Here is a 14,567-nt window from a genome sequence, read left to right as displayed (position 1 = left end):
CGTGCATGACGGAGAAGGGCTTCGTGCAACAGATGCAACGCATGCCTCGACAATGCAGGTCGTTCTCCTTCTTGTGAGCCTCGCCGGCGCGTGGCCTACGCCACCCGGCGTCACGGTCGGCGTGCACCCGCAGGCTTGGGAATCTGTATGCGTCGGCAGCCTGCAAGTCTCGCTGCCCGGGCAGCGGATTACGCTGTCCCAGAGCTTCGACCATGCCCGGGTGGAACTGCTGCCCGGCGTGCGCGACGTCGACGCGTTCCGGGTGCGGGTCGAGGCGCGCGCCGCGGAGCTGCGGGCGCTTCCTCACGATACCGAACAAGGCCGACTCGGTGCGCTGGCGTGGCAAGGCGATCACGCGGCCATTCTCCGCTACCGCGAGCACCCGGCATCCAGTCGCGCGTGGCAGATCCAGCGTTTCCTGTGGCTGGGCGATCGCGGTTATGTGTTCGATTCGGTGCAGGCAATGCGGCCGCAGTTTGCCGACGATGCTGCACGCCAAGGCGCCGTGTTCGAGAAACTGGCCCCGCGCACGAATGGCGAGCGCGATGGCCTGGGCTTCTGTATCGACGGCGCAGTGGTGCGCGGCGATGTCGGCAAGATTTCCGCGGGTGCGTCGACGCAGGCGACCGGCGCCCAACACGTGCGTGTTTGGGCTGGGTCGGTCCGACACGGGCAACGTGGGGAAGCGGTGTCGGCAAACGACGAATTGGCAGCCAGACGTGAGGCGATCGCGCAGACGCGCCGCCTCGAACCCGATGCGGCGTCCGATCCGGAGTATCCGCGGGAGTTCGACGTGACACGCCAGCAGGGTCGCAGGGTCGCAGGGGTCACGGGAGAGGAAGCCGTCTGGCGCGAGCGCCTCAACAACGGTGCCCGGCGTCATGTTTTCCGATGGACAGGCCGTCTGAATGGCACCGAGAACGTCACCATCGGCATGGATGTGGGCGACAAGTTCAAGCCCGGTGAGGCGCCACCGAACGAAGAGACGCTCATCGCGCTCTGGGACCAAATCCTTGGCTCGGCAAAGACGTCCGGCCAACCCTGATCGCCAGCGTGCTTCGTGCTTATTGAGACACTTGGTATCGGTCGCGGGCCGTTATCAGGGGAGCGCGCCGACGGGGTAATCCCCCCGTCTGATCGTTCACCGCACCGCGCCTACTCGGCACGGTCTCACGCCATACGAGGCGTCAGACCTCCCAACAACTGCGCGAACGCATCCGCCGGCACCGGCCGGCCGAGCAGGAAGCCCTGCAGGTCGAGGCAGCCCAGGTTGCGCAGGTGCTCGCGCTGGCCATGGGTTTCCACGCCTTCGGCGACGACGGTGAGGTTCAGGGCGCGGCCCAGGGCGATGATCGAGGCCACGATGGCGGCGTCTTCGCCGTTGGCTTCCAGGTCGCGGATGAAGCCGCGGTCGATCTTCAGCTCGGTCGCGGGCATGCGCTTGAGCTGCAGCAGGCTGGAGTAGCCGGTGCCGAAGTCGTCGATGGCGATGTGGACGCCCATCGCCGCGAGCGTCTGCAGCGTCGCCATGGTGGCCTCGGTGTCCTGCATGGCCGTGCTCTCGGTGATTTCGAGCGTCAGCCGATTCGCGGCGACGCCATGGCGCTCGAGCGCGTCCGCGATCTTCGCCGAGAGGTCGGGCGCCAGGAACTGCACCGCCGACAGATTGATCGCCACGTTCCAGTCGCCCAGCCCGGCATCGCGCCAGGCCCGGATCTGACGGCAGGTCTCGTCGACGACCCAGTCGCCGAGCGGCAGGATCAGCCCGCTGCGCTCGGCGATCGGGATGAAGCGGTCAGGGGGGAGTTCGCCGAGTTCGGGATGCTGCCATCGCAGAAGCGCCTCGGCACCGGTGACCACCGCGCCGCTGTCGCCGTACTTGGGCTGATAGTGCAGGCACAGTTCGTCGCCGTCGAGCGCGCGCCGCAACCCGTCCAGCAACTGGATGTGTTCGTTGGCGCTGGCCTGCATGGCGGGCTCGAAGAAACGGTACCCGTTGCGGCCCTGGTCCTTCACCGCGTACATGGCGGCATCGGCGTGGGCCATCAGCAGTTCCTCGTCGGCGGCATCGTCGGGATACAGGGCGATCCCCACGCTGCCGGACACGATCAGCGGACGTCCTTCGACCTCGAACGGGCGTTCGATCGCGGCGACCAGCGCAGTGGCCAGGCGTGCGGCTTCGTCCGCGTCGCCGACATCGGCGACGAGGACGAATTCGTCGCCGCCCAGGCGTGCCAGGGTGGCGCTCTTGCGCGGCAGGCCGCGCAGGCGATCGGCCACTGCGCACAGCAACAGGTCGCCTACGCGATGGCCATAGCCGTCGTTGACCGCCTTGAAGCCGTCCAGGTCGACGAACATGAGCGCCACACGACGCCGCGTCGCCGCTGCGAGTTCGATGGCGCGAGTGGTCCGGTCGCGCAGCAGGATCCGGTTGGGCAGACGGGTCAGCGGGTCGTGCAACGCCGCATGCACCAGATCGTCGTGGGCACGTGCGAGCGATGCCGACAGGACAGCGGTACGTTGCTGCAGACGGCGGTCGAGAACCGACACGATCAACGCGATGCCCAGGATCGCGACGGTGACCACGATGGTCAGGATCGCCAGCCAATCGTTATGAAGGCCGTCGAGCGCGGCGCCGCAGAAGCTGCCGACCGGGAAGCTGGCGGCCGCCATCCCCGTGTAGTGCATCCCCACGATGGCGACGCCCATGACCACGGCGGCGCCGGCGCGCGACAGGTGACGCCCGCGGATCTCCGCCCGCAACCGGAAGGCGATCCAGAGCGCGGCCCCGGACGCCAGCACCGCGACGGCCACCGATGCAGCCACCCACCCCAGATGCCATTCGATGCCGGGCTGCATCCGCATCGCGGCCATGCCGGTGTAATGCATCGCCGCGATGCCGGCGCCCAGCAGGCAGGCGCCGGCCACCAGGCGGCGACGGGGCAGGTCCGGTCGCGAGGTCAGCCAGAGCGCGAACGCCGACGCAACGACGGAAATCGCCACCGAGTACAACGTGATCGCCAGGTCGTATCCCAGTGGAATCGGCAGGCGGAAGGCGAGCATGCCGATGAAGTGCATCGACCAGATGCCGAACCCCATCGCACAGGCGCCACCGGCCAGCCACCAGCGGCTGGCGCGACCCGTGCTCGTCGCCACACGTCCCGCCATGTCCAGTGCGGTGTACGACGCCAGGATGGCGACCGCCAGCGAAAACAGCACGAGCACCTGGTTATAGCTGCTGACGAGCATGGCGGCGGTCGCGCGGGAGATGGCAAAGTATCGGCCCGGGCGACAGGGACTTGAATAGGTGGGCGCGCCCGTGGCTGCGACCGTTTAGCCCGGATTGGGCCGATGGCCGCGCTCAATGCCCGAGCGGCACCTGTCCCGCTGCCTCGAACGCGGCGTCGTACAGGCGTTGCACCGGCCCGCCCAGTTCTCCGGCCAGCACCGCGATCAGCAGCAGGCCGAGCAACACCGAGATCGGCAGGCCGAGCTGGATCGGATTCAGGGCGGGCGCCGCGCGCGACAGCGCGCCGAACGCCAGGTTGACCGCCAGCATCGCGACCATCACCGGCAACGCCAGCGTGACCGCGCCGCGCAGCACCACCGCAAGGAACTGCGGGGCGATCGACAGTGTGGCCTGCACGTCCGGCAGGGCGGTGCCGATGGGCACCATGTCGTAACTGTGCACCAGCAGCGAGACCATCGCGAGGTGACCATTGGCGGCGAAGAACAGCAGGCCGAAGGCCAGGTAGAACCACTGTGCGATCACGCCCGAGTTCACACCGCGCAGCGGGTCGCTCATCTGGGCGAACGACAGACCGGTACCCTGGGAGATCAGTTCGCCCGCCATCGCGCCGGCCTCGAACACGAGCCGCAGCATGAAGCCCATGGCGGCGCCCACCGCCAACTCGCGACCGATGGAGAGGATGGTCGCGGCATCGAAGCCGCGCCACTCCGGTGGCGCCGGCAGCAGCGGCGCCAGCGCCAGGCTGATCACCAGCGCCACCATCACCCGGATCCGCGCGGGGATCGCCCGGGTGCCGATCAGGGGCATCGCCATCAACAGGGCGCCGACCCGCAAAGCGGTCCACAGCAGGGTGCCGATCATGGCGAACGCCTGCTGCCCGTCGATGGCCATCTGGGTGGCCGCGTCCATCAGCCCTGCCTGCGGTACATCGCGTTCACCCGATCAGGTGGGGAATGCGATGGAACAAGGTGACCGTGTAGTCCACCAGGTAGGTCAGCAGGATCGCGCCCAGGGCGAACAGGGCCGCGGTCAATGCCGCGGCCTTGGCCACGAAGGCGATCGTCGGCTCGTTGATCTGGGTGGCGGCCTGCAGCACGCCGACCACGACGCCGACCACGAGCACAGTCACCAGCAGCGGGCCGCCCACCCACAGGGCGACTTCCAGGCCACGTCGCAGTTCCGTCAGGGCGAGTTCGGGGCTCATCGGCTCAGACCGCGTTGAAGCTGGCAGCCAGGGTGCCGACGGTCAGCACCCAGCCGTCGACCAGCACGAACAGCAGGATCTTGAACGGCGCGGAGACCAGCATCGGCGAGAGCATCATCATGCCCAGCGACATCAGCACGCTGGCGACCACCAGGTCGATGATGATGAAGGGGATGAAGATCAGGAAACCGATCTCGAAAGCGGTCTTGAGCTCGCTGGTCACGAACGACGCGACCAGCACCTGGAACGGCACGTCCTCCGGCCCGGCGTAGCCGCCGTGGCCGGCGAGCCCGGCGAAGGTCATCAGGTCGGTCTCGCGGACCTGGGCCAGCATGAACGCCCGCAGCGGCTCGGTGCCGAGGCTCCAGGCAGCGCGGAAGTCCATGTCGCCGTTGAGGTAGGGACCGAAGCCGGTGCGCCAGGCCGCCTCCCAGACGGGGGTCATGACCAGTGCGGTCAGGAACAGCGCCAGGCCGACCAGCACCTGGTTCGACGGCGTCTGCCCGGTCCCCAGCGCCTGCCGCAGCAGGGCGAGCACCACGATGATGCGGGTGAAACCGGTGAGCACCAGCAGCATCGACGGGATCAGGGTGATCGCCGTCATCAGCAGCAGGGTCTGCAGCGGCAGGCTGACCGGCGCGTCGCCGATCTGGCCGACGGTCACGTCCGGCAGCGACGGCAGCGCCGGCGCCGCGAGCGCCAGCGACGGCGCACAGAAGCCGGCGAGGCCGACGAGCACGGTCAGCCAGAAAGTCAGGCGGGGCATCTCAGGGATCCTTGCGCAGACGTTGCGCGAGCAGTTGCTTGAAGTCGGGAAGCCCGCGCAGGGACGGCATCGCGGCGGCCGCGGGTTCCGGCAGCGGGGTCGGCAACAGGTGCAGGGTGCGCACGCCGCCCGGGCCGATGCCGAGCAGCAGTTGCTCATCGCCGACCTGGACCACAGCCGCGCGCTCCTTGGCGCCGAGTGGAATGCTGGCGACCACGCGAAGACCATCGGCGGCACGCAGCCCGCTGCCGGGCAGGCGCTTGAGCACCCAGGCCAGACCGAGGATCAAGCCCAGCACCAGCACCAGCGCGAAGAACGCGCCGCCCAGGCCGGGGGTCTGCGGCGCGTGCGCACCGATGGCCATCGGCGCGGGTTGGGCGACGCCGGTCGCCGTACCACGCGATGCGATGTCGTCGAATTGTGTCGCGACTCCGGTGGTGGTTCCCGTTCCCGTTCCGGTGGCGGACGCGGTCTCGTGGGTGCCGCGTTCGTCATCGTGGCTCAGCGCAACACCTTCCGCGGCCTCGACATCGGCCGGCGTTTCTTCGGCGGCTGCGGCCGGCGCGGTCGCGCTCGCGGACGATGCGCGATCGTCCGCTCCGGCCACTGTCGCGATCGACGGCGAGGCGGTCCCGTCACCGTGCGTGGTCACCGGCACGACGCCGGCGACCTGAAAGGTGCTCACGAGGATCAACGCAGTCTCCGGATCCGCTCGCTGGGGCTGACCACGTCGGTCAAACGCACACCGAAGCGGTCGTTGATCACCACCACTTCGCCGTGGGCGATCAGGGTGCCGTTGACGTAGACGTCGAGCGGTTCGCCCGCGCCGCGTTCGAGTTCGATCACCGAGCCGCGATTGAGCTGCAGCAGGTTGCGGATCGGCATGCGGGTACGCCCGACTTCCAGCGACAGCGCCACCGGCACATCGAGGATCATGTCGAGGTTGAGATCGCCGATGTCGGCGACGGGATCGGCCTGCAGGTCTTCGAAACGGGCGGGCGCGGGGTCCTGGAGATCCTGGTCCTGGGGGTTCATGCGTTGGAATCCTGAGTGTCTGGACGACGCGGCACAGGCGTGCCGGGCGGACGGTTGTCGGTGATCTTGACCACGTTGCTGCCGTTGGCTGTGCCGAACTTCGCACTGAAGACCGGGATGCCCTCGACGCAGACCGGCACCTCGTCCGGCAGGTCGATCGGCAGCACGTCGCCGACCTTCAACCGGGTGAGCCGGCGCAGATCGATCTCGCGCCTGGCGAGAATGCTCGAGAGCGTGACTTCGGCGGACAGCAACTGTTCGCGCATCGACAGGTTCCAGCTTTCGTCGCGGTCGTTGCGGTCGCTCTGGATGCCGGCGTCGAGCAGTTCGCGGATCGGCTCCAGCATCGAGTACGGCAGGGTTATGTGGATCTCGCCGCCGCCGCCTTCGAGTTCGACATGGAAGCGGCTCACCACCACGTATTCGCGCGGGGTGACGATGTTGGCGAAGTGCGGGTTGATCTCGGAATTGATGTACTCGCAATCGACGTCGAGCACCGGCGCCCAGGCCTCGGACAGATCGGCGAAGGTCTGCTTGAGCATCAACTGGATCACGCGCATCTCGGTCGCGGTGAACTCGCGTCCCTCGATGCGGGTGGGGTAGCGCCCGTCGCCACCGAAGAAGTTGTCGACCACCGTGAACACCAGCTTCGGCTCGAACACGATCAGGCCGGTCCCGCGCAGCGGCTTGAACTTGATCAGGTTGAGGTTGGTGGGCACATAGAGCTGGCGCATGTAGTCGCCGAACTTGATCAGCTCGATGCCGCGCACGGAGAGATCGGCCGAGCGTCGGATCAGGTTGAACAGGCCGATGCGCCACAGCCGCACGAAGCGCTCGTTGACCATCTCCAGCGTCGGCATGCGCCCGCGGATGATCCGGTCCTGGCTGGCGAAGTCGTAACTGCGGGCGACGCCGGGGTCGGGGGTCGGCTCGGTATCCACCGCGCCGGAATCGACGCCATGGAGCAGGGCGTCGATTTCGTCCTGTGACAGCAGGTCGTTGCTCATGGCGTGGGCGTCACTGGGTCACGAAACTGGTGAACAGCAACGACTCGGCGACCGGCAGGCCGGTCTCTGCCATCATCACCGCCTGCACCTCGCCCAGTGCCTCGTCGCGCAGCGCTTCCTTGCCTTCGCGCGTGGCCAGCCCTTCGTAGGTCTGCTGCGCGAACAGCATCAACAGACGCGCGCGCAGGGCCGGGGCATGCGTACGCAGGTGATCGACCGCCTGTGGGTCGCGGGTGACCACTTGCACTTCGACCTGCAGATAGCGGGGCCCCATCGTGGTGCCGTCCAGGTTGACCACGAACGGCGGTGCGAGCGGGAAATACTGCGCCGGCGCCGGCAATGCGGCGGCCGGGTCCGAGGCCTCCGTGCGCGACACCATGTACCAGGCGCCGGCACCCACGATGCCGAGCAGGGCCACGGCCGCGACGATGATGCGCGTGGTGCGAAGTCCGGAGGATTTCTTGTTGTCTGCAGCGACGGCCACGTGAGGGTTCCGAGGGAGATACCCCCCTCACGTTGCAATCCCCGTGCCGCGGGAGCGGTGCCGGATTTCCGTCGCGTTCGAGGCCCCGGTGGATGCCGGTGTCGGACAGGCGGCAGGGGCGATGGACGGCCGAGCGCAGAGCCTTCTCGCCCGGGTCAGGCCGTCGGCATCAGGCGTAGGCGTCGAGCAGGCCGCGTGCGGTCGGCATGCCGTCGGCCGGCGTCCTGTCCGGCGTGGCGTCGTCCGTGTCGGCGGAGATCGCATGCGCGGATGCGTCGGAGCCGCCGGAACCGCCGTGTGCGGTCCCGTGTTGCGCCCCGTCGCCGACACCGGCGTGGGCCAGCTGGAAGCCGTGCTCGCCCAACAGGTCGCGCAATCGGGGCAGACCCTGCTCCAGTGCCTGTCGCGTTTCCACATGCGCACTGACGAAGTCCGCACTGATGCGGTCGCCCTCCAGGCGCAGCCGTACTTCGACCGGGCCGAGGTCGTGCGGGGACACCTGGATCCGGGCGTGGCCGATCTTCTGCGCGGCCATCCATTCCAGCTGCGCGCCGAAGCGCTCGCCGAAGTCGTCGCCATTGACGTCGGGCGGCGGCAACGGGGTCTGCAGCAGGGGCGCCGGCGCGCGCGCCGGTGCGGTGGCGGGTATCGATGGCAGCGAGAATGCCGGTGGCGGTGCTTCGGCGTCCTGCAACGGCAGGTCGGCCGGCAAGGCCGCTGCCGCGTCCGACAGCCGTGTGGACAGCGGCTCGGCGGCTACGGCCGCGGGCGGAAGCGGGGCGACGAGCGCCGGTGCGGATGTCGGCGCGGACGCGGCAGCGGGCAGAGCCGATATCGCGGCCGGGGACTGCGGTGCTGGCGCCGCCGGGTCGAGAAGCGCATCGGGTACGTCGCTCGGCGCGGTGCCGTCGTCAGCCCCCGTGTCCGCATCGGGCAGCCCGAAGAGGACCGCGAGTCCGGCCGGGGGCCAGGCCGCGTGCGTCGTCTCGGCAGACATCGTGGCGGGCGCGATGCCGGCCGGGTCCATGCCGTCCTCGGCATCCTGCTCTGACTTCGGCCATTCCGGACGGACGCCGTCTTCCGCATCGGATGCGGGCACGCGTGCGGTGGCGCCGGTGGACGAGCGCGGGGGGCCGCTCGCGGTCAGGGTCCGGGCGAAGGCCTCCTGGCCGGGGGCGCCACGTTCGCGGCTTGTCCCGGTCTGGGGTGTCGGCGGCGCGGATGCGGGCGCGCTCGCGCCCAGTCCCAGGGGCGTCACGGACCGTGCCCCTCCGTCGCCAGCAGCGCGGCACGCGCGCGGCGCGCGCCGAGATCGTCCATCTCGCGCTGGGAGCGGCGTTCGTCGACCTGGCGCTCCTGGGCGCGATAGCTCGCGGCCAGTTGTTCGAGCACCTGCTTGTCGCGGCTTGCCAGCAGCAGGCGGCCACGCTCGACCTCGACGATCTGCCGGCTCTGGTCCACGGTCCGGCTTTGCTGATCCACGGCGCTCTGCAGACGGTCCAGGAAGGCGCGGCGGTTGCTCAGCTGGGCCGGGCTGGTCGCCGCGAGCTGACTGCCGGCGTACTCGTCGGCGTAGCGGCGCAGTTCGTCCAGCCGGGTCTCGTGATCGGCCAGCACGCGCTGCCGCTCGGCGAGCACACGGGCCACGCTGTCCTCGTGGTCCTGGGCGCGGCTCAGCAGCGGATCGATGCGACGGGACTGTTTCATGCAGTGGCTTCCTCGGAATGCAGCACGCGGGCGAGTCCGTCGCGGCTGTCTTGCAGGTCGGCGGCGCGGGCGACGTCCTGGCCCAGGAACTCGACGATCTCCGGCCAGCGGGCGAGCGCCTCGTCCACGACCGGATCGTTGCCGCGCTGGTAGGCGCCGATGGCGATCAGGTCGCGATTGGCGTTGTAGGCCGACACCAGCCGCTTGAGGCCGCGGATGCGCTCGCGCCAGGTCTCGTCCGCGATCTCGGTCACCACGCGGCTGACCGACGATTCGATGTCGATGGCGGGGTACAGGCCGGCGTCGGCGATCCGACGCGACAGCAGGATGTGGCCGTCGAGGATCGCGCGCGCCGCATCGGCGATCGGATCCTGCGGGTCGTCGCCCTCGGTGAGCACGGTGTAGAACGCCGTGATCGAACCGCGTCCGTTGGCGCCGTTGCCGGCACGCTCGACCAGCGCCGGCAGCTTGGCGAACACCGAGGGCGGATAGCCGCGGGTGGTCGGCGGCTCGCCGACCGACAGGCCGATCTCGCGCTGCGCCTGGGCGAAGCGGGTCAGCGAGTCCATCAGCAGCAGCACGTTCAGGCCCTGGTCGCGGAACCATTCGGCGATCGCGGTCGCGCGGTAGGCACCCTGCAGGCGCGCCAGCGGCGGCCGGTCGGCCGGGGCGGCCACCACCACCGCGCGGCGCAGTCCTTCCTCGCCGAGGGTGCTCTCGACGAAGTCGCGGACTTCGCGGCCGCGTTCGCCGATCAGGCCGACGACGATCACGTCGGCGGCGGTGTAGCGGGTCATCATGCCGAGCAGCGTGGACTTGCCGACACCGGAGCCCGCGAACAGGCCCACCCGCTGGCCGCGCCCGATCGGCAGCATGGCGTTGATCGCACGCACGCCGACGTCGAGCGGCTTGGTGATCGGCTCGCGTGCGAGCGGATTGATCGACGCGCCGGCCATGCCGACGCTGTCTTCCGCGCGCACCGGCCCCTTGCCGTCGAGCGGCACGCCGTCGCTGTCGATCACGCGTCCCAGCAGGCCCTCGCCGACCTCGACCCGGCCGCGCCGGCGCAGCGGCACCACGCGGGCGTTGGGCAGCAGGCCGTGCAGCTCGGCGCTCGGCATCAGATAGATCCGGTCGCCGGCGAAGCCGACCACCTCGGCGTCGACCCAGCCGCCGTCCGCGACCTCGACCTTGCAGGTGGCGCCCAGCGGCGCCTCGCAACCGACGGCTTCCAGGGTCAGGCCCACGGCGCGGCGCAGGATGCCCTCGCGGATCAGGCCGCGCCCGGCCGCGGGATCGAGACCGGCGGCATCCAGGCGTGCGGCCAGGCGCAGGTTGCGCGCGGCCAGCCAGGCGGCCGGATCGGCGCTGGCGGTCTGTGCGCTCACGTGGCGGCCCTCGCACGATGGAGGACGGCCTCGAGCGCGCCGCGCAGGCGCGCATCCAGGCTGCCGTCCAGGCGCACGCCTTCGGCATGGACGCGCAGGTCGCCGCGGGCCAGCGCGTGATCGGCGACGAGGCGGCTGCCGTCGCGCAACGCCAGCAGCGGCTCGACCGCGGCGATGTCGTCGGGATGCAGGCGCACCTCGACATCGCGGTTCAGGCCGCCGACCGCGTCCGTCGCATCCGCGACCAGGTCGGCGAGCAGGGCGGGATCGGTCTCGTAGGCGCGGCCGACCAGACTGCCGGCCACACGCACTGCCAGGTCGCCGAGCGCGGCGACCACCTCGTTCTCCAGACGCGCCAGCGGACGCGAGAAGTTGTCCAGGATGCCCTCGATCTGCGCGGTCAGGCGGCGGATCTCCGTCTGTCCCTGTGCCAGGCCCTCGGCATGTCCTTCGGCAAGTCCGGCTTCGTAACCTTCGCGCTGGGCCTCGTCGCGGATGCGCTGGATTTCCTCGAGCGACGGTGGCGCCGGCACGGCGACGACCTCGACACCATCCGTCGGCGCCGCGCCCGCGGTCGTGGCGTCGATCCGGTCGAGCGGGGGCGCGAACCAGCGGACGGCCGCGCTCATACCAGTTCCTCGGCGTTGTTGCCGCCGAGCACGACCGCGCCTTCCTCGGCCAGACGGCGGACGATGGCGAGGATTTCCTTCTGCGCCGCTTCGACATCGGACAGCCGCACCGGACCGCGGCTCTCCATGTCCTCGAGCAGGATCTCGGCGGCGCGTTGCGACATGTTGCGGGTGATCTTGTCGCGCACCTTCGGTTCGGCGCCGCGGAGGGCCACGCCGAGGCGCTCGCCGGACACTTCGCGCAGCACCGTCTGCAGCTCGCGGTCGTCGAGCTCGACCAGGTCGTCGAACACGAACATCAGGTCCTGGATGCGCTGTCCCAGCGGATCGTCGACCTTGCGGATCGCGCCGAGCAGGCTCTGGTCCTGGCCGGAGTCCATGAAGTTGAGGATGTTGGCGGCGACCTTGACCCCGCCGATGGCCGAGGACTTCAGGTTCTGGTTGCCGGCGAACTGCCGCTCCATGATCTCGTTGAGTTCGTTGAGCGCGTTGGGCGGGATGCCGTCCAGGGTCGCGATGCGCAGCAGCACGTCGGCGCGGGTGCGCTCGGGCATCAGCTTCAACGTCTCGGCGGCCTGGTCGGGATCCAGGTGCGAGAGCACGATGGCGATGATCTGCGGATGCTCGTGACGGACCAGATCGGCGATGGCGCGCGGGTCCATCCACTTGAGCGTGTCGAGACCGGTGGTGTTGCGGCCGAGCAGGATGCGGTCGATCAGGCTGCCGGCCTTGTCGGCGCCCAGCGCCTGGACCAGAACCGCGCGGATGTAGTCGTCGGCACCCACGCCCAGCGAGGTCTGCAACTGCAGCGCGCCGTCGAACTGGTCCATCACCGCCAGCACCTGTTCGCGGTTGACCGCGCCCATCGTGGCCATGGCGAGACCGAGTTTCTGCACTTCCTTGGCGCCCATGTGCTTGAGCACCTCGGCGGCATCGGCCTCGCCCAGCGACAGCAGCAGCACCGCGGCCCGCTGCACGCCGCTGAGATCTTCGATGTTAGACGGCTGCTTCATCGCCCAACCATCCCTTCACGACCTGGGCCACGCGCTTGGAATCGTCGCGCACGGCTTCGCGCGCCTGACGCAGGCGGTCTTCGTAGGCGTCCGATCCCAGTGCCCTGGGTGCGGACGGCGCCCCCGCGGTGCCGCCGATCTTCGCGGTGTCGTCGGCCAGGCCGGGCACCTCGTCGTCGAGCAGGGTGATCTCGGCGTTCACCGGCGGCGCGATCTTGGCCCGTCTGGGATCGGGATCGGAGATCTGCCGGATCGCCGGCCGGACCACGCCGAACAGCAACGCCAGCACCACGACCGCGCCGAGCAGGAGCCGGGCGATGTCGCGCACCTGCGGCGCCTGCCACCAGGGCTGGCCGCCGATGTTCTCGACCTGCTCGCGCACGAACGGTGCGTTCATCACCGACACCACATCGCCCCGGTTCTCGTCGAACCCCACCGCCTGGCGGACCAGCGCTTCGATCCGCTGCAGCTCCGCGTCCGACAGCGCCTGCAGGACCGGGGCGCCGTCGCCGCCGGCGCGCGGCACGTGGTCGACCAGCACCGCAGCGGTGACGCGACGGATGCGCCCCGGCGGCTGGCGGGTGTGGCTGAGGGTGCGGTCGAGCTCGTAGTTGCGGGTGGCGCTGCGCGAGGACTCGCCCGCATTCGCGCTGGCGGCGGCGACCTCGGCGTCGACGGCAGCAGGCGCATCGGCGGTCTCGGGCAGGTTGCTGGTGACGCCGGGAATGCCCTGGGTGCCCTCGCGGGCAGTGCTCTCGTTGACCTGCTCGCTGCGCAGCTTCGGCGGCTCGGCGTTGTACAGCTCGCGCGCCTCCTCGCTGACCGAGAAGTCCATGTCCACGGTGACTTCGGCATTGACCCGGCCCGCGCCGGTCATGGGCTCGAGCAGTTCGCGGATGCGCTGGTTGAACGAGGTCTCCTGCCGGCGCACCTGCTCGAACTGGATCGCGCTGAGCGTGGCGGCGGGGTCCTGGCCGTTGTTGCTGAGCAGGCGTCCGCTCTGGTCGACGACGGTCACGCGTTCGGGCGACAGGTCGGGAATGCTGGAGGCGACCAGATGCACGATGGCATCGACCTGGCCGCGCTCGAGCGTGGCGCCGCCGCGCAGCTCCAGCACCACGGATGCACTTGCCGGCTCGCGCTGGCGGGTGAATGCGCTGGGGCGGGGGATGGCCAGATGCACGCGCGCGTCGCGGACGGGACGCAGGGCGGCGATGGTGCGGACCAGCTCGGTTTCCAGTGCGTGCTGGTAACGGGCGGTCTCGACGAACTGGCTGACGCCGAAGCCCGGGTCGCGCTCGATCATCTCGAACCCGAGGCGTCCGGATTCGGTCAGGCCGGAACCGGCGAGTTTCAGGCGCGCGTCGTGGACGTTCTTCTCAGGCACCGCGATCGCGCCGGTGGACGGATCCATCCGGAACGGGATCTGCGCGGCGCGCAGCAGGTCGGTCGCCTCCGCGGTGGCCTTGGCGTCGAGCCCGGCGTACAGCGGCACGTAGCCGGGCTTCTGCGACCAGAAGAACACGATCAGCCCGATCGCCACCGCCGCGGCGAGCAGCAGCATCTTGCCGAGCCTGCGCGCGAGCTGCATCTTCTCCAGCCGGTCGAGCACCTCGACCGCCTTGTGCCCGGCGTTTTCGGGCTTGAGCGCGTCCTTGGACAACGAGATCGCCATGGTCTTGCGGATTCCCCTGTGGCCGCCTTACAGCGGCATGTTCATGACGTCCTGGTAGGCCTGCACCAGACGGTTGCGGACTTCCACGGTGGCGCGAAAGGCGACCTGCGAATGCTGTGCCGCGACCATCACCTTCGCCAGATCCGCACCCGGCTCCCCGAGTTCGAAGGCGCGCACCAGCTCGCCGGTGCGCGCCTGCGCGCCGTTCACGCCTTCCAGCGCATTGCGCAGGGTGGCGCCGAAGCTCGGCGTGGCAGCGCCGGTCGCACCCGGGATCCCGCCCGGCGACGGAATCGCGTCGCTGCGCGGTGCGTCGGCGCCAGCCAGCGGCCGCGTCGGACCCATCTGGCCCTGGTAGCTGCGGATCTGGTTGAGGATCGAATCGACCGAGTGGCTCATCGCGGCACGG

At 69.8% G+C, this 14,567-nt stretch carries 16 protein-coding genes; 1 reads left to right on the top strand and 15 read right to left on the bottom strand.

Annotated elements, in window-relative coordinates; all coding sequences use genetic code 11:
- The first annotated feature begins 52 nt into the window (after nt 1–52).
- Nucleotides 53–1,045, top strand: a complete 993-nt coding sequence (locus RG19_RS07020) for a T6SS immunity protein Tli4 family protein (protein ID WP_157515191.1) — start codon at nt 53–55, stop codon at nt 1,043–1,045.
- Nucleotides 1,046–1,170: 125 nt separating this feature from the next.
- Here the strand turns inward: RG19_RS07020 and RG19_RS07015 are convergent, their stop codons facing one another.
- The 15 genes from RG19_RS07015 to fliE all read right to left on the bottom strand — a co-directional run bounded on the left by RG19_RS07015 (nt 1,171) and on the right by fliE (nt 14,557).
- The gene (locus RG19_RS07015) at nt 1,171–3,249 is read right to left on the bottom strand and encodes a putative bifunctional diguanylate cyclase/phosphodiesterase (RefSeq protein WP_058834656.1); all 2,079 of its coding nucleotides are present in this window, start codon (nt 3,247–3,249) and stop codon (nt 1,171–1,173) included.
- Between the two features lie 112 nt (nt 3,250–3,361).
- A complete protein-coding gene (gene fliR / locus RG19_RS07010; protein WP_058834655.1) occupies nt 3,362–4,159 on the bottom strand; it encodes a flagellar biosynthetic protein FliR in 798 nt (265 codons plus the stop codon).
- Nucleotides 4,160–4,184: 25 nt separating this feature from the next.
- Nucleotides 4,185–4,454, bottom strand: coding sequence for a flagellar biosynthetic protein FliQ (locus RG19_RS07005; RefSeq protein WP_058834654.1), 270 nt, complete (start codon nt 4,452–4,454; stop codon nt 4,185–4,187).
- A 4-nt stretch (nt 4,455–4,458) separates the two neighbouring features.
- A complete protein-coding gene (fliP, locus tag RG19_RS07000; protein WP_058834653.1) occupies nt 4,459–5,220 on the bottom strand; it encodes a flagellar type III secretion system pore protein FliP in 762 nt (253 codons plus the stop codon).
- Nucleotide 5,221: 1 nt separating this feature from the next.
- Entirely contained in the window at nt 5,222–5,584 is a 363-nt protein-coding gene (gene fliO / locus RG19_RS06995; protein WP_058836464.1) for a flagellar biosynthetic protein FliO, read from the bottom strand.
- 326 nt (nt 5,585–5,910) lie between these two features.
- Nucleotides 5,911–6,255: a flagellar motor switch protein FliN gene (fliN, locus tag RG19_RS06990; RefSeq protein WP_058834652.1), complete on the bottom strand. Its 345-nt coding sequence runs from the start codon at nt 6,253–6,255 to the stop codon at nt 5,911–5,913.
- Nucleotides 6,252–7,262, bottom strand: a complete 1,011-nt coding sequence (fliM, locus tag RG19_RS06985) for a flagellar motor switch protein FliM (RefSeq protein WP_058834651.1) — start codon at nt 7,260–7,262, stop codon at nt 6,252–6,254. The genes fliN and fliM overlap by 4 nt, the downstream gene beginning before the upstream one ends.
- Nucleotides 7,263–7,272: 10 nt before the next feature.
- Nucleotides 7,273–7,746 (bottom strand): flagellar basal body-associated FliL family protein, encoded by a 474-nt coding sequence (locus tag RG19_RS06980; protein ID WP_058834650.1) that lies wholly within the window; start codon nt 7,744–7,746, stop codon nt 7,273–7,275.
- 169 nt (nt 7,747–7,915) lie between these two features.
- Nucleotides 7,916–9,004 carry a flagellar hook-length control protein FliK gene (locus RG19_RS06975; RefSeq protein WP_157515190.1) on the bottom strand — a complete coding sequence of 363 codons (1,089 nt, stop codon included), beginning with the start codon at nt 9,002–9,004 and terminating at the stop codon, nt 7,916–7,918.
- Nucleotides 9,001–9,453 (bottom strand): flagellar export protein FliJ, encoded by a 453-nt coding sequence (gene fliJ, locus RG19_RS06970; RefSeq protein ID WP_058834648.1) that lies wholly within the window; start codon nt 9,451–9,453, stop codon nt 9,001–9,003. The genes RG19_RS06975 and fliJ overlap by 4 nt, the downstream gene beginning before the upstream one ends.
- On the bottom strand, nt 9,450–10,841 hold the full coding sequence (gene fliI / locus RG19_RS06965) for a flagellar protein export ATPase FliI (RefSeq protein WP_058834647.1): 1,392 nt from the start codon (nt 10,839–10,841) through the stop codon (nt 9,450–9,452). Before fliI ends, fliJ begins: the two co-directional genes overlap by 4 nt.
- Nucleotides 10,838–11,470: a FliH/SctL family protein gene (locus tag RG19_RS06960; protein ID WP_058834646.1), complete on the bottom strand. Its 633-nt coding sequence runs from the start codon at nt 11,468–11,470 to the stop codon at nt 10,838–10,840. The genes fliI and RG19_RS06960 overlap by 4 nt, the downstream gene beginning before the upstream one ends.
- On the bottom strand, nt 11,467–12,483 hold the full coding sequence (fliG, locus tag RG19_RS06955) for a flagellar motor switch protein FliG (protein WP_058834645.1): 1,017 nt from the start codon (nt 12,481–12,483) through the stop codon (nt 11,467–11,469). Before fliG ends, RG19_RS06960 begins: the two co-directional genes overlap by 4 nt.
- Nucleotides 12,467–14,158, bottom strand: a complete 1,692-nt coding sequence (fliF, locus tag RG19_RS06950) for a flagellar basal-body MS-ring/collar protein FliF (protein ID WP_058834644.1) — start codon at nt 14,156–14,158, stop codon at nt 12,467–12,469. The genes fliG and fliF overlap by 17 nt, the downstream gene beginning before the upstream one ends.
- Before the next feature lie 27 nt (nt 14,159–14,185).
- Nucleotides 14,186–14,557 (bottom strand): flagellar hook-basal body complex protein FliE, encoded by a 372-nt coding sequence (fliE, locus tag RG19_RS06945; RefSeq protein WP_058834643.1) that lies wholly within the window; start codon nt 14,555–14,557, stop codon nt 14,186–14,188.
- Nucleotides 14,558–14,567 lie beyond the last annotated feature (10 nt).

The sequence above is a fragment of the Luteimonas abyssi genome (assembly GCF_001482195.1).
Classification (GTDB): domain Bacteria; phylum Pseudomonadota; class Gammaproteobacteria; order Xanthomonadales; family Xanthomonadaceae; genus Luteimonas; species Luteimonas abyssi.
Note: the sequence above shows the minus strand (reverse complement) of the source record. Positions and strands in the feature narration are given on the sequence as shown.

Bases quoted from the DNA above. Each gene is read 5' to 3' on its own strand.
- RG19_RS07020 (WP_157515191.1), top strand. From the start codon at position 53: ATGCAGGTCGTTCTCCTTCTTGTGAGCCTCGCCGGCGCGTGGCCTACG.
- RG19_RS07015 (WP_058834656.1), bottom strand. From the start codon at position 3,249: ATGCTCGTCAGCAGCTATAACCAGGTGCTCGTGCTGTTTTCGCTGGCG.
- fliR (WP_058834655.1), bottom strand. From the start codon at position 4,159: ATGGACGCGGCCACCCAGATGGCCATCGACGGGCAGCAGGCGTTCGCC.
- RG19_RS07005 (WP_058834654.1), bottom strand. From the start codon at position 4,454: ATGAGCCCCGAACTCGCCCTGACGGAACTGCGACGTGGCCTGGAAGTC.
- fliP (WP_058834653.1), bottom strand. From the start codon at position 5,220: ATGCCCCGCCTGACTTTCTGGCTGACCGTGCTCGTCGGCCTCGCCGGC.
- fliO (WP_058836464.1), bottom strand. From the start codon at position 5,584: ATGGCCATCGGTGCGCACGCGCCGCAGACCCCCGGCCTGGGCGGCGCG.
- fliN (WP_058834652.1), bottom strand. From the start codon at position 6,255: ATGAACCCCCAGGACCAGGATCTCCAGGACCCCGCGCCCGCCCGTTTC.
- fliM (WP_058834651.1), bottom strand. From the start codon at position 7,262: ATGAGCAACGACCTGCTGTCACAGGACGAAATCGACGCCCTGCTCCAT.
- fliJ (WP_058834648.1), bottom strand. From the start codon at position 9,453: ATGAAACAGTCCCGTCGCATCGATCCGCTGCTGAGCCGCGCCCAGGAC.
- RG19_RS06960 (WP_058834646.1), bottom strand. From the start codon at position 11,470: ATGAGCGCGGCCGTCCGCTGGTTCGCGCCCCCGCTCGACCGGATCGAC.
- fliG (WP_058834645.1), bottom strand. From the start codon at position 12,483: ATGAAGCAGCCGTCTAACATCGAAGATCTCAGCGGCGTGCAGCGGGCC.
- fliF (WP_058834644.1), bottom strand. From the start codon at position 14,158: ATGGCGATCTCGTTGTCCAAGGACGCGCTCAAGCCCGAAAACGCCGGG.
- fliE (WP_058834643.1), bottom strand. From the start codon at position 14,557: ATGAGCCACTCGGTCGATTCGATCCTCAACCAGATCCGCAGCTACCAG.